This is a genomic window from Amycolatopsis sp. cmx-11-32, assembly GCF_047608695.1.
Lineage (GTDB): Bacteria > Actinomycetota > Actinomycetes > Mycobacteriales > Pseudonocardiaceae > Amycolatopsis.
The window spans coordinates 1-22,241 of record NZ_JADNQN010000027.1; the positions used below are offsets into that span (position 1 = coordinate 1).

The 22,241-nt window shown below is 67.9% G+C and carries 25 protein-coding genes, 2 pseudogenes and 1 other annotated feature; of the genes and pseudogenes, 10 read left to right on the forward strand and 17 right to left on the reverse strand.

The window, feature by feature from the left end; translation table 11 throughout:
* Positions 1–249 precede the first annotated feature (249 nt).
* Positions 250–681 (reverse strand): annotated as a pseudogene (locus ACM6LR_RS38595) (transposase); the annotation flags it as partial.
* A gap of 192 nt (positions 682–873) precedes the next feature.
* Here ACM6LR_RS38595 and ACM6LR_RS38600 point away from each other — a divergent pair.
* Positions 874–2,066, forward strand: a protein-coding gene (locus tag ACM6LR_RS38600) for an IS3 family transposase (RefSeq protein WP_414945574.1) whose coding sequence is annotated in 2 segments (ribosomal slippage) — positions 874–1,165 and positions 1,165–2,066 — 1,194 coding nt in all. Because the reading frame shifts where the segments join, the coding sequence is not laid out codon by codon here.
* Positions 1,158–1,286: a sequence feature (AL1L pseudoknot), on the forward strand. (Overlaps the previous gene by 129 nt.)
* A 66-nt stretch (positions 2,067–2,132) precedes the next feature.
* On the opposite strand, the gene ACM6LR_RS38605 is transcribed toward ACM6LR_RS38600, so the two are convergent.
* The 4 genes and pseudogenes from ACM6LR_RS38605 to ACM6LR_RS38620 form a co-directional block, all read right to left on the reverse strand.
* Complete coding sequence (locus ACM6LR_RS38605) at positions 2,133–2,390, reverse strand: hypothetical protein (RefSeq protein ID WP_414945575.1); 258 nt, start codon at positions 2,388–2,390, stop codon at positions 2,133–2,135.
* Between the two features lie 78 nt (positions 2,391–2,468).
* Entirely contained in the window at positions 2,469–2,735 is a 267-nt protein-coding gene (locus ACM6LR_RS38610; RefSeq protein WP_414945598.1) for an integrase core domain-containing protein, read from the reverse strand.
* Positions 2,636–3,334 (reverse strand): annotated as a pseudogene (locus tag ACM6LR_RS38615) (IS3 family transposase); the annotation flags it as partial. The gene ACM6LR_RS38610 and the pseudogene ACM6LR_RS38615, both read right to left, overlap by 100 nt.
* Positions 3,335–3,354: 20 nt before the next feature.
* Positions 3,355–3,657, reverse strand: a complete 303-nt coding sequence (locus tag ACM6LR_RS38620; protein WP_414945576.1) for a transposase — start codon at positions 3,655–3,657, stop codon at positions 3,355–3,357.
* 180 nt (positions 3,658–3,837) lie between these two features.
* Here ACM6LR_RS38620 and ACM6LR_RS38625 point away from each other — a divergent pair, with 180 nt between their 5' ends.
* Positions 3,838–5,094, forward strand: a complete 1,257-nt coding sequence (locus tag ACM6LR_RS38625; protein ID WP_414945577.1) for an erythromycin esterase family protein — start codon at positions 3,838–3,840, stop codon at positions 5,092–5,094.
* A gap of 296 nt (positions 5,095–5,390) precedes the next feature.
* Complete coding sequence (locus tag ACM6LR_RS38630) at positions 5,391–5,855, forward strand: hypothetical protein (protein ID WP_414945578.1); 465 nt, start codon at positions 5,391–5,393, stop codon at positions 5,853–5,855.
* A 25-nt stretch (positions 5,856–5,880) separates the two neighbouring features.
* Here the strand turns inward: ACM6LR_RS38630 and ACM6LR_RS38635 are convergent, their stop codons facing one another.
* Positions 5,881–6,009, reverse strand: a complete 129-nt coding sequence (locus tag ACM6LR_RS38635; protein WP_414945579.1) for a hypothetical protein — start codon at positions 6,007–6,009, stop codon at positions 5,881–5,883.
* A 105-nt stretch (positions 6,010–6,114) separates the two neighbouring features.
* Between ACM6LR_RS38635 and ACM6LR_RS38640 the strand changes: the two genes are divergently transcribed.
* From ACM6LR_RS38640 to ACM6LR_RS38650, 3 genes are all read left to right on the forward strand, one after another.
* On the forward strand, positions 6,115–6,672 hold the full coding sequence (locus ACM6LR_RS38640; protein ID WP_414945580.1) for a GNAT family N-acetyltransferase: 558 nt from the start codon (positions 6,115–6,117) through the stop codon (positions 6,670–6,672).
* 36 nt (positions 6,673–6,708) lie between these two features.
* Complete coding sequence (locus ACM6LR_RS38645) at positions 6,709–6,966, forward strand: hypothetical protein (protein ID WP_414945581.1); 258 nt, start codon at positions 6,709–6,711, stop codon at positions 6,964–6,966.
* 202 nt (positions 6,967–7,168) lie between these two features.
* Positions 7,169–8,077, forward strand: coding sequence for a hypothetical protein (locus tag ACM6LR_RS38650; protein ID WP_414945582.1), 909 nt, complete (start codon positions 7,169–7,171; stop codon positions 8,075–8,077).
* Positions 8,078–8,399: 322 nt separating this feature from the next.
* Here the strand turns inward: ACM6LR_RS38650 and ACM6LR_RS38655 are convergent, their stop codons facing one another.
* Both ACM6LR_RS38655 and ACM6LR_RS38660 read right to left on the reverse strand, forming a co-directional pair.
* Complete coding sequence (locus tag ACM6LR_RS38655; RefSeq protein WP_414945583.1) at positions 8,400–8,672, reverse strand: hypothetical protein; 273 nt, start codon at positions 8,670–8,672, stop codon at positions 8,400–8,402.
* Positions 8,635–9,258: a TetR/AcrR family transcriptional regulator gene (locus ACM6LR_RS38660; RefSeq protein ID WP_414945584.1), complete on the reverse strand. Its 624-nt coding sequence runs from the start codon at positions 9,256–9,258 to the stop codon at positions 8,635–8,637. Before ACM6LR_RS38660 ends, ACM6LR_RS38655 begins: the two co-directional genes overlap by 38 nt.
* Positions 9,259–9,296: 38 nt before the next feature.
* Between ACM6LR_RS38660 and ACM6LR_RS38665 the strand changes: the two genes are divergently transcribed.
* The 3 genes from ACM6LR_RS38665 to ACM6LR_RS38675 all read left to right on the forward strand — a co-directional run bounded on the left by ACM6LR_RS38665 (position 9,297) and on the right by ACM6LR_RS38675 (position 11,951).
* Entirely contained in the window at positions 9,297–10,445 is a 1,149-nt protein-coding gene (locus ACM6LR_RS38665; protein WP_414945585.1) for an abortive phage infection protein, read from the forward strand.
* Positions 10,446–10,944: 499 nt separating this feature from the next.
* Positions 10,945–11,337: a hypothetical protein gene (locus ACM6LR_RS38670; RefSeq protein ID WP_414945586.1), complete on the forward strand. Its 393-nt coding sequence runs from the start codon at positions 10,945–10,947 to the stop codon at positions 11,335–11,337.
* A 176-nt stretch (positions 11,338–11,513) separates the two neighbouring features.
* Positions 11,514–11,951 carry a hypothetical protein gene (locus ACM6LR_RS38675; protein WP_414945587.1) on the forward strand — a complete coding sequence of 146 codons (438 nt, stop codon included), beginning with the start codon at positions 11,514–11,516 and terminating at the stop codon, positions 11,949–11,951.
* A gap of 33 nt (positions 11,952–11,984) precedes the next feature.
* On the opposite strand, the gene ACM6LR_RS38680 is transcribed toward ACM6LR_RS38675, so the two are convergent.
* The 3 genes from ACM6LR_RS38680 to ACM6LR_RS38690 all read right to left on the reverse strand — a co-directional run bounded on the left by ACM6LR_RS38680 (position 11,985) and on the right by ACM6LR_RS38690 (position 14,079).
* Positions 11,985–12,443: a GNAT family N-acetyltransferase gene (locus ACM6LR_RS38680; RefSeq protein ID WP_414945588.1), complete on the reverse strand. Its 459-nt coding sequence runs from the start codon at positions 12,441–12,443 to the stop codon at positions 11,985–11,987.
* A gap of 107 nt (positions 12,444–12,550) precedes the next feature.
* The gene (locus ACM6LR_RS38685; protein WP_414945589.1) at positions 12,551–13,414 is read right to left on the reverse strand and encodes a hypothetical protein; all 864 of its coding nucleotides are present in this window, start codon (positions 13,412–13,414) and stop codon (positions 12,551–12,553) included.
* A 131-nt stretch (positions 13,415–13,545) separates the two neighbouring features.
* Complete coding sequence (locus ACM6LR_RS38690; protein ID WP_414945590.1) at positions 13,546–14,079, reverse strand: hypothetical protein; 534 nt, start codon at positions 14,077–14,079, stop codon at positions 13,546–13,548.
* On the opposite strand from ACM6LR_RS38690, the gene ACM6LR_RS38695 reads away from it, so the two are divergent.
* Positions 14,057–14,626 (forward strand): hypothetical protein, encoded by a 570-nt coding sequence (locus ACM6LR_RS38695; RefSeq protein ID WP_414945591.1) that lies wholly within the window; start codon positions 14,057–14,059, stop codon positions 14,624–14,626. The genes ACM6LR_RS38690 and ACM6LR_RS38695 overlap by 23 nt on opposite strands.
* A 422-nt stretch (positions 14,627–15,048) precedes the next feature.
* On the opposite strand, the gene ACM6LR_RS38700 is transcribed toward ACM6LR_RS38695, so the two are convergent.
* The 6 genes from ACM6LR_RS38700 to ACM6LR_RS38725 all read right to left on the reverse strand — a co-directional run bounded on the left by ACM6LR_RS38700 (position 15,049) and on the right by ACM6LR_RS38725 (position 22,029).
* Positions 15,049–16,248, reverse strand: a complete 1,200-nt coding sequence (locus tag ACM6LR_RS38700) for a hypothetical protein (RefSeq protein WP_414945592.1) — start codon at positions 16,246–16,248, stop codon at positions 15,049–15,051.
* A complete protein-coding gene (locus tag ACM6LR_RS38705; protein ID WP_414945593.1) occupies positions 16,245–18,125 on the reverse strand; it encodes a VirB4 family type IV secretion system protein in 1,881 nt (626 codons plus the stop codon). The genes ACM6LR_RS38700 and ACM6LR_RS38705 overlap by 4 nt, the downstream gene beginning before the upstream one ends.
* Before the next feature lie 3 nt (positions 18,126–18,128).
* Positions 18,129–19,145, reverse strand: coding sequence for a PrgI family protein (locus ACM6LR_RS38710; protein WP_414945594.1), 1,017 nt, complete (start codon positions 19,143–19,145; stop codon positions 18,129–18,131).
* Positions 19,145–20,563 carry a hypothetical protein gene (locus ACM6LR_RS38715; protein ID WP_414945595.1) on the reverse strand — a complete coding sequence of 473 codons (1,419 nt, stop codon included), beginning with the start codon at positions 20,561–20,563 and terminating at the stop codon, positions 19,145–19,147. The genes ACM6LR_RS38710 and ACM6LR_RS38715 overlap by 1 nt, the downstream gene beginning before the upstream one ends.
* A 661-nt stretch (positions 20,564–21,224) precedes the next feature.
* A complete protein-coding gene (locus ACM6LR_RS38720) occupies positions 21,225–21,596 on the reverse strand; it encodes a pilin (protein WP_414945596.1) in 372 nt (123 codons plus the stop codon).
* 184 nt (positions 21,597–21,780) lie between these two features.
* Positions 21,781–22,029 (reverse strand): hypothetical protein, encoded by a 249-nt coding sequence (locus tag ACM6LR_RS38725; RefSeq protein ID WP_414945597.1) that lies wholly within the window; start codon positions 22,027–22,029, stop codon positions 21,781–21,783.
* Positions 22,030–22,241: the final 212 nt, after the last annotated feature.

Consider the following 22,241-nt stretch of genomic DNA (forward strand, 5'->3'; position numbering starts at 1 on the left):
CGCCAGGTTTCAGCCGGTGACTACTTAGGAAACGTAACACGCCAGTTCCTCGCGTATACCTCTTCGACTCGTTTGCCGGACCCGCACCATCTGGCAGTTCTGGCACGTCCCGATTTTGTCAGGGCCGCTTGCCACCCTCACCGACACCTCCCGGTTCAGGCTGCCCTCAACTTCAACAGGTCGCTGCGACGGCCCGCTGGAGAAGGCCTTCCACCTCCTCGCGATACAACAGCGCTTTCACGGCGCACCCTCGCCCGTCGTCAACCCTTTCGCATACAACGACAACACGACCTCATCCACACTACCCAGCCGACGCTGCCGCTTCTTCACGATCACCGGCTCGAAATTCGAATCCCGATCCCGCGGCACCGCGATCTCCACCTCACCCACCGCGTCCGAAACCACTGTCTTCGACCGCGTGCCGTTCCGCACGTTCGACCCCGCGCGCCCCGGCTCGGCCTGGTGCTTCTCATGGCCGAGATGCTCAGTCATCTCCGCGTTCAACGCCGCCTCGAGGACCGTCTTGGTCAGCTGCTTGAGCAGTCCCTCCGGGCCGGTCAACGCCAGCCCCCGCGCCTGAGCCTGCGCGACCATCGAGGCCACCAGCTCCTCCTGAGCCGACCGCGGCTTCGCCGCCTTCTTCTTACCCGTCGATCGTGAAGTCACAACATCCAGTGTCATCACACACCGTGCCCATCCCGCCGAGCCCACGCCCGGCGTGTCGGGCCGGAAACACCGTTACTGGGACAGTCCCTGAACCGGCATTCAGCTGGACCACGCGACGCCTATGGCGGCGGTGGTGGGCATGACCGGCACTGTGATTGAACCGTCACGGGCAGGGGGCCGCTTCCTTTCATGAGGATGATGGTCACTATGCCTAAGCGTTACCCGCCCGAGGTCCGTGAGAAGGCCGTCCGTCTGGCCCTTGACCGCCTCGATGAGTACGGATCCGCCTACGCTGTCGCGCACGCCATCGGCCCGATGGTCGACGTGCATCCCGAAACACTGCGCGTGTGGATCGTCAAGGCCCTCCAGCAGAACACTCCGCCCGCGGCGGCGACTGGTGAGCTGGCTGCGGCGGAACGCGCCGAGCTGGACCGGTTGCGCAAGGTGAACAAGGAACTCAAACAGGCCAATGACATCGTGAAACTGGCGTCGGCTTTTTTCGCGCGGGAACTCGACCCGCGACACCACTGATCGTCGGGTTCATCGACGAATATCGCCAGATCCACGGCGTCGAGTCGATCTGCCGCGTGCTGTCCGCGCACGGGATCCAGATCGCGCCACGGACCTACCGCAAAGCCCGCCGCCGGCCACCCTCCCCACGCGATGTCGACGACGCCCACCTGGCCAACGCACTACGCGATGCGCAGGACACGCCCGAAGCGGTCTACGGGCGGCGCAAGATGACCCGCTGGCTGCGCCGCCAGGGCCACGAGGTGGCCTTCTGCACCGTCGACCGAGTCATGCGTGAACTGGGCCTGTCCGGCGTGACCCGGGGCCGCCTGCCCCGAACCACGATCCGCGCCAAGGACGGCGTGCGCGCCGGTGACCGGCTCGACCGGGACTTCAGCACCGACGCCCCGAACCTGGCATGGGTCGCTGATTTCACCTACGTGCCGACGCAGACCGGATGGGCCTACGTGGCGTTCGTGTTCGATGTCTACTCCCGCGCGATCGTCGGCTGGACCGTAGCGAGCACGAAGACGACCACGCTGGTGTCCAAGACGCTGCACATGGCGCTGTGGCGACGCGATCACCACGGATATCCTGTCGCGCAAGAACTTGTTCACCACTCCGATACAGGGTCTCAGTACACATCGGCTTCCTTCGCCGATTCCGTTGCCCTGCAGGGCTTATCGGCCTCCATCGGCTCGGTCGGCGACGCCTACGAAAACGCACTGGCAGAGTCGATCATCGGGTTGTTCAAGACCGAGGTCGTCAACCGCCAGGCCCCGTTCACGAACCTGGCCGAGGTCGAGTACGCGATGATGGAATGGGTCGATTGGTACAACAACGCACGCCTGGACTACCTCACCCCGACCGAGTACGAGACCGCCTATTAAGCTCAACACCTGCCACGCTGACCGGCGCTGGTCTGACATCGAAGCCGGTCCTCCACCCGTGACGGTTCACCCATCGCCCTTGTGGGGATCGCGAGCGCTGGGTTCGTCGTCCCGGCGCGGAAACCCGTGAGCGCGCAGCCGGGGAACTCTTGAGCGAAACGGGCCTCGGCTGGGGAAATGCTCGAGCGCTAACACTTCGGCATTCTCGCGACGAACCCCGTCAATGCTCATACCGAAGGCGAGCCCATAAAGCGGATCGAGTTCGCCGCCGCCGGCCAAAAAATGATCAACCACCGCAAGGAGTTCCCTGCTGCCGAGCACCATCACGGACTTTGTGCCAGAGCCAATTTCAGCTGGCCGCTTGAGGTTCACCCCGAATGGTGGACAGGGGCTTGCGAGGGTTCAGGCAGCCGCTTGGAGTGACTGCTCGAAGTTGTCGGGGCTAAGCATCCCGATCGCGGAGTGCCGCCGCGTACTGTTGTAGAAACTGTTCCATTTGTCAATCGCGGCAACGAGTTCTGTCTTCGTGGCGTACGTGTGCCGGTAGTAGTGCTCGTGTTTGAACGTCGACCAGAACGACTCCGCCGGGCGTGCCGGAAGCACGCCTTCGCGGTCAGGTGCGCCGTGTACTCGCCGCCGCGGTCGGAATGCAGGATCGTGCCACGGCATCTGCCGCGACGGGCGGCCACGGCGGCGTCGATGGCATCGGTGACCATGTCGGCGCCGATGTGGTCGGATACGCTGTACCCCAACACTTTCCGGGAATGTCCGTCCCGGACCGCGCACAGGAACATCTCGCCTTCGCCGCACGTCAGATACGTGATGTCGGTCAGCCAGACGGCGTCGGTCCGGTCCCGGTCGAACTGTCGGCCGACCAGATCCGGCGGGAAAGACGCGGTCGGATCGACCACCGTGGTCTTCACCTTGAACGTGCGCGGACTGATGCCCTCCAGGCCGATCGAGGCCATGATCTTGGCGACAGTCTTCGCCGTGACCACCTCGCCGTGGTCACGCAGTTCGGCGGTGATCCGCGGCGACCCATAGGTTCCGCGCGAGTCCTTATGCGCCTGGGTGATCTTCACCTCCAGGTCGGCTCGGCGTTGCTGCCGCGGCGTCAGCACCGTTGCCGCGACACGCTTCACGTGCGCGTAGTAGCCCGACGTCGACACGCCCAGCAGCCGCGCCATACGCCGGACCGAGAACCGCGCGTCCGGCTGTGAAGTGGTGGTGGTGTCGGCGAACTCGTCGGGGCCGGCGTACTTGGCCATCAGAGCGAACCGGGCCGGTTCTACTGCATCGCGGCAAAGTACGCCGAAGCTTTTACCAGGAACGCGTTGTCCTTCTCCAGCTCGGCCACCTGCCCACGCAAGCGCAGCAACTCGGCCCGCTCGGCCGCCTCCAGGGGTTTGTCCCCGAGAACCTCGGCCGCGGCGATCCGGCGTCGTTCGTCTTTGACCCAGACACTCAACATGCCCGCGTCGAGTCCCAGCTCGCGGGCGACCTCGGAGATCGTCCGGCCGGAATCGATCACGCGGTGAGCAGCCTCGACCTTGTACTCGGCCGTGTACGAACGGCGCTTGCGAGCAGGCATGAAGACATCCTTTCAACAGGACGACCAGTCCTGCTAACTCGGTGTCCACTACCCGGGGTGAACCTCAGCTGGCAATCACGCAAGACCCCACGGCGGTCACAACCCAAATCCGCGTCAGGTGAACCCGTCATACCACAACCCGAAGCCGATCGTTGATCGTAATGTGCCACCATGTCCCACATGCCTGACCCTGACGTCATAACTTCGTGGCTACGTTCACGAGCCATTCGACTTGAGACGCTGGATGCAGGCGGCGGCCGGGACGATTTGGCCTCGCTAGCGCATACCTGGGACGGGCTCGAAGTCCTGGGGCTGGGTGAATCAACGCATGGCACCCGGGAATTCTTTACGCTCAAGCATCGGCTGCTGGAGTTCCTGGTGCTGGAGCTGGGTCTACGTGTGGTCGCGATGGAGACCAGCGAGTCCGCGGCAACCGTCGTCGACGACTACGTCAGGACCGGTGCAGGAGATGCCGCAGCAGCACTCGCCGGGCTGCAGTTCTGGACCTGGAACACCCGCGAAGTGCTAGCGATGATCAAGTGGTTGCGCCGACACAACCAGCAGGTACCCGCCGAGCGCCGCGTCCGGTTCGTCGGCATAGATCCACAGCGGCCCAAGACGGCTGTCGAAACCGTCAGAGCCTACTTACGAGACCGCGCGCCGACCGAGCTTGAGCGTTTCTCGGTGGTCCTGCAGGAGTTGGACCGCAACCGGCCTGATGATCCGCCAATGCGATCCGACATTGTGCCTCAGATCGAGGAGTTGATCGCGCTGCTGGATGAGGAGACAGCCTCGGCCGTCATCGAGAATGTGGACCGAGAGCGTGCGATTGCCAGGCGCCATGCCGGATTCCTGCTCCGCTCTGCCCAGCTCTTTGCGGCATCTCGCAGCGGCACAGACGGCGACTCGGTTTACGCTGTGCGAGACCGGCTGATGGCCGAGGCGACAGTCGACGCCGTCCAGAGCGTCGCCGATCGACAGGGACTTCCGGTCGCGGTGTGGGCGCATAATGGACACCTATCCCGAGGTGCGTCGTCCTCGGCAGTGGCGCCCATGGGCTCACATCTGGAAGTGCGCTTCGGGCGCGGCTATTACGCGCTCGGACTCACCCTCGGCGCGGGGCGTTTCCACGCCCGTCACAAGCGGCTGCTGCGCGGAACCACACCGACCCCGGCCGTGCACCGCATCAGGGCACCGTCACTGACCCTGGTCGAAGGTCGGCTCACAGCAGCGGTATCCGCCGACCACATCGTCGACCTCCGTGCCCCGGACGCGCCGGAGCCGGTCACTGCCTGGCTCAGCCAACGCTCCTGGACCCGCTCGCACGGCGCTGTGGTGTCCTTTCTGCACCGGATGGCATTTACTCCGATGATCCCAGGAAGAGACTTCGACGGCCTGGCCTGCATACACCGGACCAACCCGCCAACGCCATGCTGATCTACAGACGGCACCAGACTGCCGGTCCCTGATTGATCAGATCCACGACCGACCATTATCGTGGCTGACAATTGACTGCACGCCGTGGGCACCTCGCCGTCGACGAGGTGCCATGCACCGAATCAGGTCGACGCTCGGCCGACCGCCACCGAGAAGGCAAAGCAGCAGCGCGGCCGGCCAGCACGTGCTTAGTCGACGGGGCTTTAGTCGGCGGCGGGTGGACGTTCGCGGGTCAGTCGTCCGAATACGAAGGCAGCGACGAGCGCGCTGACCGAGAGTCCAAGGAAGAGTGTCAAGTGGGCCAGGTACTCACCAACATCGAGAACACGATGCGGCGCCTGCACGCCGACATCAACACCGAGGTCAGCGTCGACGGGGACCTGGCCAACGAGAAAGAGCTCATGGTGATGATGGGCGAGCTGATGATGGCCTCGCCGCTGATCACTTTCCTGGTCAACACCGGCATGCAGATCATGACCACCGGCGGCTACCCCGCCGAACTGGTCACCAAGCCGCTGCCCGATCACTACGACATCACCGCGCTGATCCCCTCACTGAAGGTGACCCAGCGCCATCACGAGATCGCCATCACGATCTTCAACATGCGTACGGTCAGCACCCGCGACCTGACCGAGGGCGACGTCGACGAGCTCCTCGACTCGCTTGACCTCGCGGGGAAGATCGAGGTCTTCATCATCCTGTTCTGGATCTGGGGCACCAAGCTCGGCGCGATGAAGAACGTCATGGGCGTCGACCGCTAACGCCGTCTGCCCGCGTCGGCGGGTGTCACGCTGTCGGCCAGTAGTCGGCGAGCATGTTCTGGATCTCGGTCAGGCACGTCGGGCACAGCACCCCGCCGGGGCCTGGGTCACGGTTCTGGCACTTCGCGCACTTCTTGGGTTCGGATTCCGCCATACCCGCACATTAGGCCATTGGAGTCGGACATGTGTTCGATACCGTGCCGCCTGAGGATGTGGTGATGCGGCCGTCGCGGTCGCCGATGGCGGGTGAGCGCTGCCCGTGGGGCTGCCAGTTGTCGTCGCCGGGGTGGGGGCGGGCTATTTCCACTGGTACGGGACGAGTTCGTTCGTCTGCACGGCGTGCCGCAACGCCGGCGGGCCGGACGCGGGGGAGTGGATCACGGTCAACCCGTCGGTGTCGGCGCAGAAGCGCCCGGACGAGGTCGACGGTTTGAAGATCACGGTGATGGTGCTGCCGCCGGAGGTCCCGGCCGGGGCGGGGCAGATCCAGCTGATCCATCAGGGCGAGGTCTATGGCTACGCCGCCTTGTCCTTATGCCCCCGGGGGTGTCGCCGGGCCGTGGTGCAGTACCTAAAGGTGGCCGAAGCCCGCCGGCGCCGTGGCGTCGGGCGGGTGCTGGTCGAGGCAGTGCGGGCTCGTTGCGAGAAGTTCGCCGTCACCACAGCCCCGCTGCCCTCGGATCCGGCGAGTGTCCGGTTCTGGGCACAGGTCGGGCTGCTCGGCCCGCAGCAGCCGCGGCCATGCGGCCACCAGTCCGACGCCGGGATCGCGAGCATGGGCTGGGAGGACGCGGCTCGGCGGGCGAACCGGGGTTAGGCCTTCGTAGAGGAACTCGCCTTCATCGTGACCACAATGGACGGTGTGGAGGATCATTTCCGCCTCGAAAGACTCCGCGTCGACCGACAACTCGAGGAGATCACCGCACAGGGGCCAGACCCGCTCCGGCTCGCATCCCTCTTCGGCATCGATCCCAAAACAGCAGCCCGCTACATCAACACCGCCACCGACCTCCTCGTCAGCGGAGCCGAAGATCATGCGGCGAGATCGCTGCGAACCCAAGCATCCCAACCACTGCAAGCAGGGATCGACCACTCGGGTTCGTCGAGCTGAGGCTTCAGAAATCGTGAACTCAGAGCCTTCTAGGCCTTCTTAGAGGGACTGGCCTTCAACGCTGGCAGTTCAGGCGGCGGATAGTGGCTGACACCCGTTCCGGTACCCAGCTGCTCGCGGTTGTCCACGTTGGGGTGAACCTGGACAGAAGAACCTCGACGACACGGGCTTCTGTCGGTGGTGCCTGCTCGGATCCGTCCTCATGATGATCAACGACTTCACCGAGATGCTCGCCCTGGTACGTGCCGCCACCACCGATTCCCTGGCCGAGCAGTCTGATCGGATCGCGCAGGCCGGGCACGACCAGGGCCTGCGGGTGGTTCCGGCGCGTCTCGATCTCGACCGCGTCGTCGAACTCGACCCGGCCCTGCTGACCGCGGATCAGGTCGTCGGGATCGCCGCGGCCGCCGACTCGCACCTGCTCTACCTGCGCCGCGTCGTGCTGGACGAGGACAAGGTGAACACCGTCCTGGAGAACATCGACGCCGGCGCGGAACGGACCCGGGTGAGCAAGGCACTGGCCCGGATCACCGGCTGGACCAGCCTCATCGAGGTCGGCTTCGCCCACCGCGGTGTCCTGCACGTGTGGGAGCAGGCCGCACTCTGGCACGACACCCTCGACGAGTTCACGACCTTGTCCCGCCGCTCGCCGCGCTGGGAACCCGAACCCCGCGATCACGGCGGCTTCGACGAGGAGAAGATCACGGAGCTGGCCGGGCAGGTCGCCGTCTCGCTGGAATTCCGCCGTGCCCGTTGGGTCACACGCCGCTCGGTTGCCGAACAACTGCCGGCACTGGCCGAGCTGCGCAAGGACCCGGACAACTCCTGGGTCGTCTCCTCGGTCGTCAGCAGGGCCAACGAGCTGCTCCAAGCGCTGGCGGCCGAGCGCCTCGAGGTTCTCCAGGCTCGGCGGGACGAACTGGTCGCTCAGTTGGCCGACCACTCGGAGTTCGGTGCCATTCGCACCATGGAGGCGCGTCTGAAGTTCACCCAGGACTGGATCCGCGAGCACACCGACGGGTTGGCGATGGAGACCTGGTGGCTCAAAGAACTGGCCTCGCTGGCCGTTCAGGCCCGCAAGAAAAACCGTTCCACCCAGCTGGCTCTCTGACCCGCACGCTCCACTGATCCTGTTTCCCGCCGTTGCACGGCAAGTCGGGGATCGGACACGAAGCCCTCTCGTATCCGGGCTGACCTGCGACAAGCCCGGATACGAGGGCCTTCTAGAGGGAAAGCGGAGAAGCAGCTTGGTTCATGGTGTCGCCGTCGTCGGGCACGTTCCCCTGGGCGGTGTAGTGCTTCAGCATCCACAACGGCGAGCCGAATTCGGTCACCAGCGCTGCCCAGATGTGCTCGGCGGCGTTGGCGATCGAGGTCCCGAGACCTTGGTCGGTGACGAGGGCGAGGATCTCCTCAGGCCGCAGAGGAAAAGTTCAGTACAGGTACGAGCTCAGCAACGCGTCCGAGCTGCCGGACTTCTCGCCGTAGATCGCGATGTGCCATTCGGTCTGCAGGCGGCGCAGCGCGTCGGAGCCGTCGGTGTCGAGGGCGACGTCGCGGCCGCCGCTGGTGTCGATGACGCCGAGCAGCAGGGCGGTGTCGGCGGAGGGGGAGCGATGCCGGCCGGGTGGGCCGGTGGGGATCAGTCCGGCGGCCGTGGCGCCCCTTCTAGAGGCGCCTGATCGCCAGCTCGAAGAGGTCCGCAAGTTCTTTCGCGTAGGCGGCGACGTCGGTGTCCGGCCGGGCCATCAGCTCGGCCGGCACCGCCTCCAGTGCGGCTAGCACGGACACCGCCATCACCCGCGGTGAGAACGCCCGCAGCTCGCCGTGCTCCTGGCCCTCGCGGAACATGTCCTCCAACTCTGTCAGTGTGCCCTCGTGCTGGTCGTCGGCCCACGCGCGCGCAGCCTCGGCGTCGCGTGAGGCGGCGGCGATCTGGCTGATGGCGATCAACTCGGCCGGGTGCTCGGCGCAGTAGTGCACGAAGCCCTCGATGATGGCGCGCAACGCCGCGCAGTAGCTCTCGGCGCCGTCCCCTCGCGCGCTCAGCGCCCGTTCCATCGAGTCGTGCACGGTCAGCATGACTTGCTTCATCAGCACCTCGCGCTTGGCGAAGTGGTAGGTGATCAGGCCGGGGCTGATGCCCGCACGCAGCGCGATCTGCACGAACGACGCCTTCGCGTACCCGATCTCGGCGATGGTCCCGATCGTCGCCGCGACGATCTGCCCACGTCGGGCTTCCTCGATGAAGGACCGCCCTTCCTGGTCAGCCGACTTATTTTCTGGTTGCATGACTAGTAGTCTAATTGAGTAACTAGTTAGGGGGAAACATGATCAGTCGCAAGACGTTCCTGAAGTCGGTGGCGGGTGCGGCGGTGATGGCCGGACTGGGCGGCGGCACCGCTGGTGCCGCACCGGCTGACTCGCGCGCCGCCGATGCCGCGGGTCCCCGCCTAGGCAAGCTGCGCGGCGGCGTTTGCTACGACACTGGTGTCCTGCACAGCGCGAGCGAACCGCTGAGCAGGGTGCGGTGGAGCCGGGGCCAGCTGGAGCGGGAGATCGGGATGATCGCTGATCTGCGTTGCCCGTCCATCACCGCCTTTGGCAGCGACATCGGCAGGCTCACCGAGACCACGGCCGCGGCGTTGCGGCGCGGGATGGAGGTCTACGTCCAGCCGCGGCTCTACGACCACTCTCAGGAGGAGATCCTCGAGCACATGGCCGAGACCGCCCGCAAGGCGGAACGGCTGCGGCGCGGCGACAACGTCAAGTTCGTCACCGGCTGCGAGCACTTCCTGTTCACGCCGGGCATCGTGCCGGGCGAGAACTTCCTGGACCGGATCAACAACATGGACCAGATCCCGGAAGCGGAGTGGCCGAACATCATCCGGCGGTTCCGCCAGTTCATGGCGCGGGCGGTCGAGGTGACCCGCCGCGAGTTCGGTGGCCGGATCACCTACGGCGCGGCCGACGACGCCGACGCGGTGTGGAACGACTGGTCGCTGTTCGACATCGTCGGCGTCGATTACTACGCATACTTCCCAACCGATGCCGAGTACACGACCGACCTGGCCAAGTACCGGAAGTGGAACAAGCCGATCATGATCCTAGAGTTCGGCTGCTGCACGTTCACCGGCGCGGCGCAGGCAGGGGGTATGGGCTGGGACATTCTCGACTACCCCGACGACCCGGAGAAGCCGGCCACGGTCAAGCCCGGTTTCGTGCGCGACGAACACGAGCAGGCCGAGCACATCGCCCGCATGCTGCGCGTATTCGGCCAGGAGAAAGTGCAGGGCGCGCACCTGTACTCGTTCATCTCACCGGACTCGCCGCACCACCCGACGAACCGGGACTACGACTACGACATCGCCTCGTACACCCTGCTCAAAACGTTGCGGACGCGGCACCACGACGAAGCCTCGCCCTACCGGACTGAGCCAAAGCAGTCGTTCCACGCCTTCCGGCGGCACAACTGCTAACAACCGCGTCGAGAGGCCCCGGTCGGCGGTGCACGTCGTGCCGGTGCACCACACACTCCCGGCCGCCGAACGCGACGCCCGCAACCGAGCTCGACAAGCCCGCGCGCGAGGCGCGCAGTTGCGTCGGTGGCAAGCCGACGTCGACCGCGCCATCGCGCTCGGCCCGGACTTCTGGGCCAGCTGGGGTTTCGACGACGAGCTACAAGCAATGGAAGTGAACCAAGCCCGGTGGGTGCTAGTTCGGCTGCTGGCTCACCTGCAGAACGGTCGGTGTGCCAGCTGCGGCACCATTCCGGTCAGCCGCCTGCTGCTCGATCACGACCACGTCACCGGGCTATGCCGATCCCGTCCCGATGCGCGTCGTCGACGAGCTCGAGCTTGAGCAGAGCTATCCGGCAGGCGTGGCAGACCTGGTAGTCGACTACGCCTATCTCGACGATGGTGCACGACGATGATCATGTTCTGCGCTCGTTGAGAGTCCGACTTAGGTGCTGGCGAGTTGGATGATGTCGGGGTTGGCGTTGTCGGGGTCGCCTTGCTGGACAGTGTCCACATCTGGCCCAGCAACGAACTCAAGCGCGCCGCCCGCGCCTACGCCGCCGCGCACGGCGTCAAATACACCGATGCCCTCCGGGCCGTCAGCGCCGGCGACGAGCAGTCCGCCCGGGATCGGGTGCGCGCCCGGGTCACCGTGACCGCGGACCCGGACGGGACTACCCCGTCGCGCCGGTGGGAGATCATCGTTGACGACCCGCGCGAAGAGAAACCGTTCGCCGAGTGGATCCATCCGGCCCGCGAGCAGCCGCGGGTCGACGAACTCGCCGACGTCCACGGCTGGCGCCGCGCCCCAGGCGCGCAGTGGCCGGCCGAGCCGACCACCCGAACCGCCTGACCCACCCGAAAGGACACAGTCCGATCAATGGACACCGCCGACATCCTCGCCCAGGTCACCGAGCTGCGCGAGTAGATCACCTACCTACGCCGCCAGCAGGCTTCCTGTGGCCGGACCCCGACTACGCCGACATCGACGACCGGGACCGGCACCGCGAGGCCACCCGGCTCGGCGACGTGATCCGGGAGCGGGAACGGGAAATCGAGCTGCTCGGCCTGCAGGTCACCACGCCCACACCGGACTGGCCGGGCGGCTGGCTCATCGGCTCGAGTACCGGGCACGACGGCACGGCCTGGATCGTGCCGTTCGACTTCCGCTCGACGCCGGATCCGGTGTGGCGCGACCGCGCCGCCGCCGACGCCGCGCTGCAGCAGTTCCACGAGGACCCCGGCTCGCTACGGCGCAGAAACCCACGGCTGGCAGGCTTCACCCCGGCACGGCCTCCCACCTGGATGCCGCCAGCGGCCGAGGGCGACACCGGCGACTACCAGGTCCACTGGGTCGGCGCCACCCGCAACCACATCGCACCCGGCGGACTCGCCTGGGAAGTCCCGCTCGACCTCATCGGCTGGCAGCACTCCCCGCCCCGCCCAGCACCCCACACGGCACGATGATCTACCCGTTCACGCCGACCTCGACGAATCCGGTCAGGCGCGCATCACGTCGGCGAGTCTGCCGATTGCCAGGGTGTCGTCGGTATCAGGACTGCTCAGGCCGCATCGGCGGAAGAACGCGCGACGGGCTTGCATGCCGTCACCGTCTTGAATCCGCAGGGCAACGTGTGTGCGCCCAGCGTGGAACGCCGCCTCGCTGAAGGCACGAAGAAGAGCCGTCCCCACACCGCGACGCCGGGCGTGCTTAGCCACACCGATGGTGAAAACCCAGGCCCAGCCGTTACCGCCTTCGTAGAAGAGGTCTCCCTCGAGCGCGCCTACCACCACGTCTCGTGCATCCAGAGCCAAGAAGATCGGGAACGGCAGTTCGCCGCGCAGAAGACTCCGCGTCTGGAGATCGACCACGTCGGCTTCACAGGCGTCAAGGATGCTGCCGCAGTCATCGCGGGTGGCACGCCGGATGTGGAAGCTCGTGCTGTGCTCGCTGATCACGCGACGGTCCCCGTCACGACGCGGAGGGGGCTGACGGCGACGTTCGCGCCGTCCTTACCCGTGGAAATGATCATCGATCACTCCTTGCTCTTGGCCTGCTTGGCGATCTACTGGGCGGGAAGATAGGCGCTTTCGGTCAGGGCCGGGCGCAGCGCGCGGGCGATGGTGGCGAACGCGTGGTGGATGGCCAGGTGGGCGTGCCGGTCGAGCTGGCCATCCACCAGGGCGGAGTCGCCGCGCACGTCGATCAGCCGTCCGTCCCGGCGGGTGAGTTCGACGGTGACCGGGCCGCGGATGTTCTCGTTTGGCAGGGTCAGGTGCAGGGTGGCGTCGTCGATGACGGGTTCGAGTTCCCCGCCGAGAGTGTTGAGCTGTTCTTCGGCGGTCCGGGCGGCGGTCTGCGCGTTGGTGAGTTCGCTGGCAAGTTCCCTGCGGGCGGCCTCGATGAGCGAGGTACCGCGGTCGATCAGCTCTTGCAGCTGGTCGGCCCGCGAGTAGACCGGCGAGAGGCTGGTCAGGTCGGTCTCGGTGCCGGCCGGGGTGGCGAGCAGGGTCTCCACGCGGTCCAGGATGATCCCGGCCAGCCACACGATCCGGGCCGCGGCCTGGGGGTCGCCGGTCAGCATCGCCGAGGAGACCCGGGCCTGGACCAGATCACCCAGCCCTGCCACCGCGGCGGGGGTCAGCGGCTGGTGGCGCGGGGTGGTGGTGGCACGGCGGGTGGTCTGGTCGGCGGCGTCGATGCCGTGCCTGCGCAGATCGGCGTAGATCGTGTCCCTGGAGACGTTGGTGACGCGGGCCAGCTCGCGGATGTTGCGGTTCCCGGTGTTCCAGGCCAGCGCGACCAGATCGGCCCGCAGCCGGGGGAGCTGAGTGTTGTGGCGCGCCCACGCCCGCAGAGCTTCCAGGGACGCGCGGGCGGCGTCGGTGCCCTCCGGCAGGTCGGCGGCCGGGGAAGTAGAGGTAGCCATCCCGGCATGGTATGTCGAGCTACAAGACATGTCGAGTGAATCGACAGTAGAACCACGGGTGTTCGGAAACGATCCCTGGACGTGGAGGGGCCCGGCAGCGCACCGGCCGCCGGGCCTCTCCACCGTCGGTTCTAGTTGCCGGCTTTCTGCTTCGGTTTCCGGATGCTCTTGCCGAGGAGGAGCGCGAGCGGTGAGAGCAGCCCGGCCACGACCAGCAGGGTTGCCGCGGGCATCTGGACGGCCAGGAACACCAGCGCGGCCACGACGCCGAGCAGCAGCAGCGCGAGCGGGATCAGCAGCATGACCGCGCGCCGGGTGCGTTCTTCCTTGGCCAGCGTGTACTGCACGAGGTCGGCCCAGCTCGTCCGGCGCCGCCCGGACACCATCGCCCGGGGACCTGTCTCCGCCCACCCGGCCCACCCGGAATCCCGGAGGTCGAGGAAGGAATTGAGGTCGGAACAGCTGCGGATCTTGAGGTCTTCCAGCAGTTTCGGGGTGTCGAGAGCCGCGAGGTAGTCGAGGTCGCTCAACTTCTTCACGGCGGCGGGCGGGTTGACTGCGGGCTCGGTGGCGCGCGTGTTGTCCGCCTGCCGTTGCAGCGTGGTCCACAGGTCCATCACCAGTTCGACCTGGGTGGTGCAGGTGCAGGAAGTTCTGTGCCTCATCAACGATGATGCTGGAGTCGGCGCGGGTGTGCTCGGGTTGGTGCGAGCGCCCGATCGCCGCTTGCCACAGCGAGGCCACCAGCAACGACCCGACCAGCCGCGCGGAGTCCTCGCCGAGTTCGCCCTTGGGAAGCCTGGCGAGCAGGATCCCGCCGTCGAGCACGTCGGCCGGATCGAACGAGCTGGTGGCGGTGCCGAAGAGGTCAGCGACGAACCGGCGGGCGGTGACCGCGCGCAACTTGGACAGCACCGGCCCCGCCTGCTGCGCCGCAGCCGAGGGGGTGAGCTTGTCGTAGGCGCTCCAGAACGCCCCGATCCCGGTGGGGTCGCTGCGCTTGATGCGGCGGGTGGCCTCGTTGCGGAAGCGGGAGTTGGTGAGCAGCAGTGGAATGTCGGCCAGGGTGGAGCCTGGCCGCCCGGTGAGGGTGTAGGCCGCGGCACGCAGCGTGTCTTCGACCCGCGGCCCCCACCACGCCTGAAAGATGCGGTGCAGTGTGGACACGAGGTGTTCGGCGACGGTTTCGCCGCCGAGTCCGGCCGGGTCTAGCACGTTCAGCGCCGCGGGAGCGTCCTGTTCGTCGGGGTCGATGAGCACGAGTCGCTCGCCGGCGTCTTTGGGCCTCCGGTCGAGCAGGTCGCGGATGAGGTCGCCGCGGGGCTCGATGACGGCGACCCCGCGCCCGGCCTCGATGTCGGCGAGCGCGAGGTGCAGCAGCTCGGTCGATTTGCCTTTGCCGGTGGTGCCCGCGATGTGGAGGTGGTGGCGGGCGTCGACCACGGGCAGGACGACTTTGCGCGCTGGACCGGCGTCGGTGACACCGAGCGGTTTCGGCGTGCGGCGGCGGTGATCACTGGCCGGGCGCAGCGTGAGCCGCGCCGGGCCAGCCACCTCCGCGGAGTCTGTGCCTCGGACCGTGGATGCGGGCTTCTTGGTGGTGGACAACGACAACTCCTCTCGCTGCGGGGGAGTCAGAGGCGGCGGGTGGTGTGCGGGGGTGCGGGTACGCTGCGGGCCTGGCCGCTAGCCAGTGCGTCGGTGCGGGCAGGCAGGTGTGCCAGCGCCGCTAGCTCCCCGGCTGAGAGCAGCGCTCCGCGCCGCAGTCGCCGCGCAGTGATCACGTCCCGGGGTTTGGGCAGGCGGTGGCGGGCCAGGGCGTTGCGCCCCGCTAGCAGTGCGAAGGCACCGAACAGCGAGTCGGCGATCCCGCGGACTCGTTCGGTGGCCTGCGGGCCGTGGGCGGTGGTGGCGGCGTAGTAGCGCAGCGCGACCTCCCATTGCGGCTGGAGCTTCTTCGCCCGGATTTCGCGTTGTTCCTCGGTCTGCTGCGGGTCCAGCCGCCGCGGCGTCTCGCTGGTGCCGTGGGTGGTGGAGGTGGACTTGCTGCCGGTGACGATCTCCATCAGTTCGCGCGTCAGCACCGACACGAAGCTGGCCAGCGCGGAGCGGTGTCCCGGCCGGCCGGAGTGCAACCGGTCCACGGTGCGCCGGTAGCGGCGCAACCGGTGGCCGACCGCGGGCCGGGCCAGGATTTGCACCACCGCGGACTCGCCGTCGGCGAGCTGGCCGGTCACTGCTTCCAGCGCCCGTAAGGGATCGACGGACTCGTCGCGCGGGTCGGGGACGCGCAGCGGCAGGTGCTCGGGCCGTTCCGGGCGCACGGTGCCCCCGGTGACCACCAGCCCCGTCGTGCCCGCGGGCGCCGACTCGCCGCTGTCCCTGGGTGGGGATGTGGTGGGGGTGTGGTCGAGGACGAGGGTGCCGGGCCAGGCGGCGCGCAGCGCGGCGTCGATCCGGCTGGTCGGTACCGGCCCTGGCAGCCACACGCGAACGGCGAGGTCCTCGCCCGCGGCGAGGTGGTACTCGATGGCCAGGTGTGGCACCCCGGCGAATAGGCGTTTCCAACGTGGTGGGGCGAGGCTGGGCAGGTCCCACCACAACCGACGTGCCCCGGCCACCGCGGCGGCGGGGTCGAGTCCGGCCGGGGGCACCACGGTCACCACCCGCGCCCCGGTATACCACCGGCGCCGCGTCGCGCGCCGCAGCCTTGCCAGCACGGCGACGCAGGCGGCAGTGAGAACGGCGAGCACGATCAGCAGCGCGAGGTGCTGCTGCGTCCACGCGCAGGCGTGCTTCCAAGCCTCGGTGAGTGTGTTCGGAACTGTGCTCATGGTTCGAGGTCGTCCTCTTCGTCGGTCGAGATTCGTGACAGGAACTCCGGGTCAGTGGTGATCAGCTCGTCCTCGGCGTCGGAAGCCAAGGCGTGGAAGGCAACCCGATTCGTGCCGGAGACCAGGAGCGCTTCGCCCGGTCCGGCGGCGAGCAGATAAACGCGTTCCCCATCGGATAGGCGGAAGGCTTCGGCGATGGTGCCGATGGCCTGGGTGGACTGTCGCAACAGGACTTGCGTCGAGGCGTTGGACACGATCGCTTTGCCCAGGTCGCTGGAGAGGACGTCTCCGGCGTCCTGGGAGACGAACGCCAGCCCGGCCCAGTACTTGCGCGCCGACTTTGCCAGCCGGTAAAGGAACTTGGCGGCTTCGGGCTGGTGCATCAGCAACCACGCCTCGTCCACCACGACCAGGCGGCGTCGCCGGTGGTGCGGGTCGAGCACGCGCCGCCATACCGCATCGAGTGCGATCAGCGTGCCGACCGACTTCAACTCGTCGGGTAAGTCCCGCAACGAGATCGCCACCAGATGCCCGTCCGGTGAGCGCGTGATCGGGCCGTCGAACAAGCCGGAGAACGAGCCGGACACGTACGGCGTGAGCCGTGCCGCGAGATCGGTACCGGCTGGGTCGCCGGTCTCGGTGCTGTCGTCGTCGAGCACCTCGGCGAGGTTGGCCAGCAGCGGCGCTGGGCGTGTCCAGGTGCGGCGGTCGGCGGTGATGCCGACCCGGGTGTAGGTCGCGGTGACCGCGCGGTCGAGCACCGCCCGCTCCTGCGGCGTCAACGCCTCGCCCAGCATGACCGCGAGCAGCGTGTGGATGAACAACGACCGGCGGGTCAACGCATCCGGGATCCGCTGCGCCCCAGGGGGAAGGTCGAACGGATTGAGCCGCACGTCGGGTGCGCCGAGGTGCAGGTAGGTTCCGCCGACCGCCTCGGTCAGTCGCTGGTACTCGTCCTCGGGGTCGATGACGAACACCTGCACCCCGACTTCGCCCTCCGGCGTAGGCCGGTGCGGATCCGGGTAGAGCGAGCGCAGCGCTTCGAGCTTGGTGAAGTACGACTTCCCTGCACCGGAGCGGGCGAGGGTGACGGAGTTGTAGTTGTCCTGGCTCCAGCGGTCCCACAACACCAGTCCGTTCGAGCTGGCGTTGACGCCGTACAACCGGCCGGTGAGCGGGGCGTGCGGCGACGGATCCGCGGCAGGCAAATCCGGGGACGTGAACGGGAAGCTCGCGGCCAAGGCGGGGGTGTCGAGGGTGCGGCGCATCCCGAGCAGGTCGACCCCGAGCGGCAGGGTGGAAGTCCAGCCCTGCACCGAGCGCCACGCCGCCGGTTGCGCGTCCAGCAGCAGCGAAGACGCCAGCGACCGCACTTCCTCGACTTCGGCGTCGAGATCCTCCGCGGTCGGGGCGTGCACCGTCAGATACAGCCCGACCCGGAACAACTTCGACTCACCGCGCGCCAAAGCGAAGGCCATGTCGGCGGCGTCGGCTGCGGCGGCTTCGGTCTCCGGGTCGTCCAGTTTGCCCTTCTCCACCGCCGAGCGGCGCGCGGACTCCAGACGGCCTTGCTGCTTGCGCAGCCTTTTCGCCGCGGTCGCCGGATTGAGCGGGTCGACGTGCAGCGCGACGTCCAACCGGCCCGGGTAGGACAGGAGAGGTTCGAGCCACCCTGCGCCGACCTCCGCGGGGTATCCGGTGATGGCGAGGGTGGCGGTGTAGCCGTCGCCGACGCGCAGCCACCGTGGTCCGACCTCGACGGCGTCCGGCCCGGCCACGGCGCCTGCCCCGGTTCCAGCCGCGCCGGACGCGAAGGCGCGGCCGAGTACGCGGCGGGCGGCGCGACGCAGGAGTCCGCTTGGGTTCTGTGCATTCATCGGTTAGACCTCCACGTCCTCGGCCGCGTCGGCGGCGGTGTCGCCCTCGGCGGGGTGAAGTAGGGCGGGGTGGGCGGTGACCACGCCGGAGGCGGTGCCCGCGCGGGTGGCCTGCGGGCCGCCGTTGGGGTTGGCGGCAGCGCCGAGCACGGCATGGGCCTGGGCGCCGTCGAGCGGGGCGACCATGACCTCGCAGCCTCGCAACGCGCGAGCCGCTTCCTGCGCGCGCCGGGCCACGGCTTGCGCCGCGCCGGTGTCGCGGCTGTGTCGTCCGGTGGCGGGTTGGCGGAGGACGACGGTGACGTGGCGGCGCAACAGATCCCGGCTGGCCGACAGTTCGCGCAGGAACTCCACGTGCGCCAGGCACGCCGCTTCCAGCGCGGGGTGGGGAAGTCCGCCGGCCTCGTCGGCGAGCACATCGAGATAGGGCTCCAGGTCGAGGCGCTGGGCGCGCACCACGATCTGCACCGGACCCGACAGGGAGTGCAGCCAGCGGGAAAAGCTGCCGATCAAGCTGTTCTGCTCTCCGGCGGTGCGCAGCCCGAAGTTCACCGTGGAGCATGCCGCGGCGTGCGCGGTGCCGTGCGTGCCGAGGTCGATCGCACCTTCGACCGAGATCGCCTCCGCGGGAAGTCGCAGTGGCGCGGGCAGCGGCCCGGCCTTCGCCGCGACCCACGCCGGGGCGTCCGGCACGGCGTCCCCGCGTACGCTGTCGGCAGGCACCAATCGTTTCGGGCTGCGCCGCTGTTTGAGCGCGGCCAGCAGCCACGCATCCAAGGTGAGCCCGTCCCGGCGCACGGTTACCACCGCGAACGCGAACCCGGCGATCGGGATCGCCACCGCAGCGAACACCACCGGCGACACCACGCTGTGCGTGGCCTGGTACAGCCCCCACAACAGCAACCCGGTCACGCCTAGGATCCCGGCCTGCCGCGCGGTCAGGCCGAACACGATCTTGTCCGGCTTCTCCACATCGGCGGGGACCCGCGCCGACATTGGTACCTCGTCATCGCTGCGCATCAGCGACCCCCTTTCTTCGGGTTGCGTGGTGTTGGCTTCGCTGCTCCGGAGTGCGGCGCACCCGGCTGCCGCGCCGCATCGGCGCCCTTGCCTTTGCCCGCGCGTGCGCCGCGGCCTGTCGCGCTCGGGGTGGACGGCGCGGTACCGGGTGCCTGGAACGTGGGCGCGTGCACATGCGGCGATGGGTTCCGGCGTGCCGCCGGGGCCGTGCCGGTGCTGCGCGCCTGTGCGCGGGGCATGGTCCGGTCGCGGGCTTGGCTCGCGGTCGCCGGTCGCGGCGCCCGCACTGCTCCCGACGCCCGCGTCCCCGCGGAGGCAGAGCGGCGCCGGGAGTCCGGCGAGCCCCAGCGGGTGGACTCGATCGGTGGCGCCACACTCACCCCGGCCGGGATGGTCGGCATCGGCGCGGGCACGTACGCGCCGGAGACAGGAGCGAATCCGCCATCGCCCAGTGGTTGCTTGCGTTCGCGTGCGGCGGCGCGTGCATCGCGTGCCATACGTGCGGGCGCGGCCCACGCTTGGGCAGCCCGCTCCCGAGCCGCCCGCGCGGCACCGTGAGCCATCCGCTGCGCACCCGTCCCGGACGCCGTGCCGCCGCCCCGGCGGGGCGCCGCACCGCCGGGGCGAGGACCGGTCGGGCCACGACCTCGCGGCCGGGTGGACGCCCCTCCGGTGCCGCGGCGACCGAACTTGCCGCGGGCTGCGGCGGCGCCTGCGCCTTTGCCGAGGCCGAGCATCCCCAGTCCCTTGGCGAGCAGCGCGTACTTCACGATCGAGGCGATCGTGGAACGCCCGCCGAGGCCGACCTGCTGCATCACCCAGGACGGAATCTTGATCAGAATGAACAGCAGTACCACGGAGATGACGAGGTTCATCAGGCCGCCCGAGATACCGAGCAGATCGGTGGTGGCGGGACCGGAGGTGCCCTGGACGAAGAACACCTTCACGAACACGACCAGCGTGATCGCCTGCAGCACCTGGATCGCCAGCACACCGAACAGCGCCCGCCACCACAGTTTGGCAATACCCTCGGTATACGGCGAGGCGTGACACACCAAAGCGAGTGGCCCGGCCACGACGATGACGATCGTGATCGTCAGGCGCAGCACGTAGAGCGCGAGCAGGACGACGGCGAGGATCAGCACGACGAGCGCGACCAGGATCATGAAGATCCCGCCCTGTTCGAGCTGCCGGTGGATCTCGTCTTTCACCCCGGTGGTGATGCCGCCGGACGAGTCGCCGGCCAGGATCCCGGTCGCGATCCCGTTGACGAAGTTGATCGCCAGCCCGATCAGCGACAGCGAGGCGTTGACGGCGATGAAGCCGACCACGATCCGCGGCAGCGTCTCCTTGATCGTGACCCGGGATTGCAGCGTCTCGTGCGAGGCGACCACGATCCCGCCGACGACGACGAACAAGATGAACAGCGAGTTCGCGACCCAGCGGGTGATGTCCCACAGCTGGGAGATCTGCGGGTTGGCCCGCCAGGTCCGGGGTGGTCATCGAGGTCCGGCCGACCAGGTCGAGCACCGGGTCCATCGCCGAGGTGACCAAGTCGGTGAACCACTCGTCGATCGCCTGCCCGGCCTTGCACACGACGTCGAGCCAGCCGCAATCCGTGGACCCGGCCTGCGGCTGCGGTCCCTGCTGCGGCGCGAGCGGCACGGGTGCCACCGGATGGTTGGGGTCGACCTGAATCGGTGGCGGTTGCGCGGGGCTCGATGGCGCGGGAGTCGGTGGGTTCCAGGTCTGTGGCGGCTGACCTGGTTTCGGCGGTGGTGGCAGTTCGCTGGGCCACCCCGGGTCCGGATTCGGGGGCAGCGGCAACGGCGGGTTCGCCGGGTTCGGCGTGGTCGTTGGTGTCTGCGGGAACTGGATTTCCGGTCCCGGGTTGGAGCCTGGAGGCAGCGGCAGCACGGGTGGCTGTGCGTGCGCGTGCCCGGCCGAGGCACCCAGCAGTGCGCCGACGAAAGCACACACAAGTCCGGCGAGGACAGCGGTGCGCAGCAGCCGGGCGGCGATGCGCTGCACCCGAGGCTCGGACGAACTGGTGGCAGGTGCGCCAAAGGTCGTCATCGGTCAGCCCACCAGGCTCTTGAGGACGGTGACGATGACCGGCGCGAGCATGGCCAGGCCGTAGCCGATCGCGGCGTTACGCAGACTCTTCTTCGCCCGCTCGACCTCACCCGGATCCCCATCCGCAGCGAGGTAGCGCACTCCGCCGATGGTCAGGAACAGAGTGGCCAGACCGACCAGCAGGCCGATCAGGAAGTCGCGCAGGTTCGTGATGACCTGTTCCAGCGACCCAGGCGGCGCGGCGACGACGAGCGTGTCGGCCGACGCAGGAGTCACCGCGACGAACAACAGGACCCCGACACCACTGAGGACGGTGACGGCACGTAGCCGCCGTGCAGACGAGGCGCGTGGATGGCGTGGCGGTCGCAGAGACATCCAGGATCCCTCCCGAGGACACCGGTGGCGGGTGGGCGAGGTGGAGGTGAGGGAAACCAGGGAGCCGGTCACCGGCCCAGCGGCCCGCGGCGCCCGACAGATACGGCGGTGGCAGGCGGCTGCCGTGGTGCGCGTGTGCCCGGTTCTCGACCTGATTCCCCTCACATTGTTCTAAAGGGGGTTCTCAGGCCGATTTTTTGCACGCGGGGTCCGGCTTTGTTTGCGGATGTTCCGCCTTTTTTGGTGCACGCCTGACATCGAGCCAGGAAATGAGTGCGGACTCGGCCTTTTTCCGGGCACGGAAAACCCGGGAATACGACTCGCCCAGTTCGGTCGCGGCCTCGTGCAGCCGCATGTTCTCCAAGCGGGTCGACAGGATCAGAGAGGCTTCCGCCTCGGTGAGTGCTCCGTCGCGCACCGCCTCGGCGAGCACCAGATCTTCGTGTCCCTGATCGGGCTGGCGTGGTTCGAGCGACTCCCACTGCGGCCTCGTGCGGGTGGTGTAGTCCCACTCGGCCGGAGCCTGTCACGTTTTTTGTGTAAGCCAGAGGTGATTGCTTACGTTTGTAGGTTATCAGAAAAGTATGCGTCCGGGAAAGATGTTGATCAGTGTGTTGAGTGCCACTTTCCAGCCGTGTGTTCCGG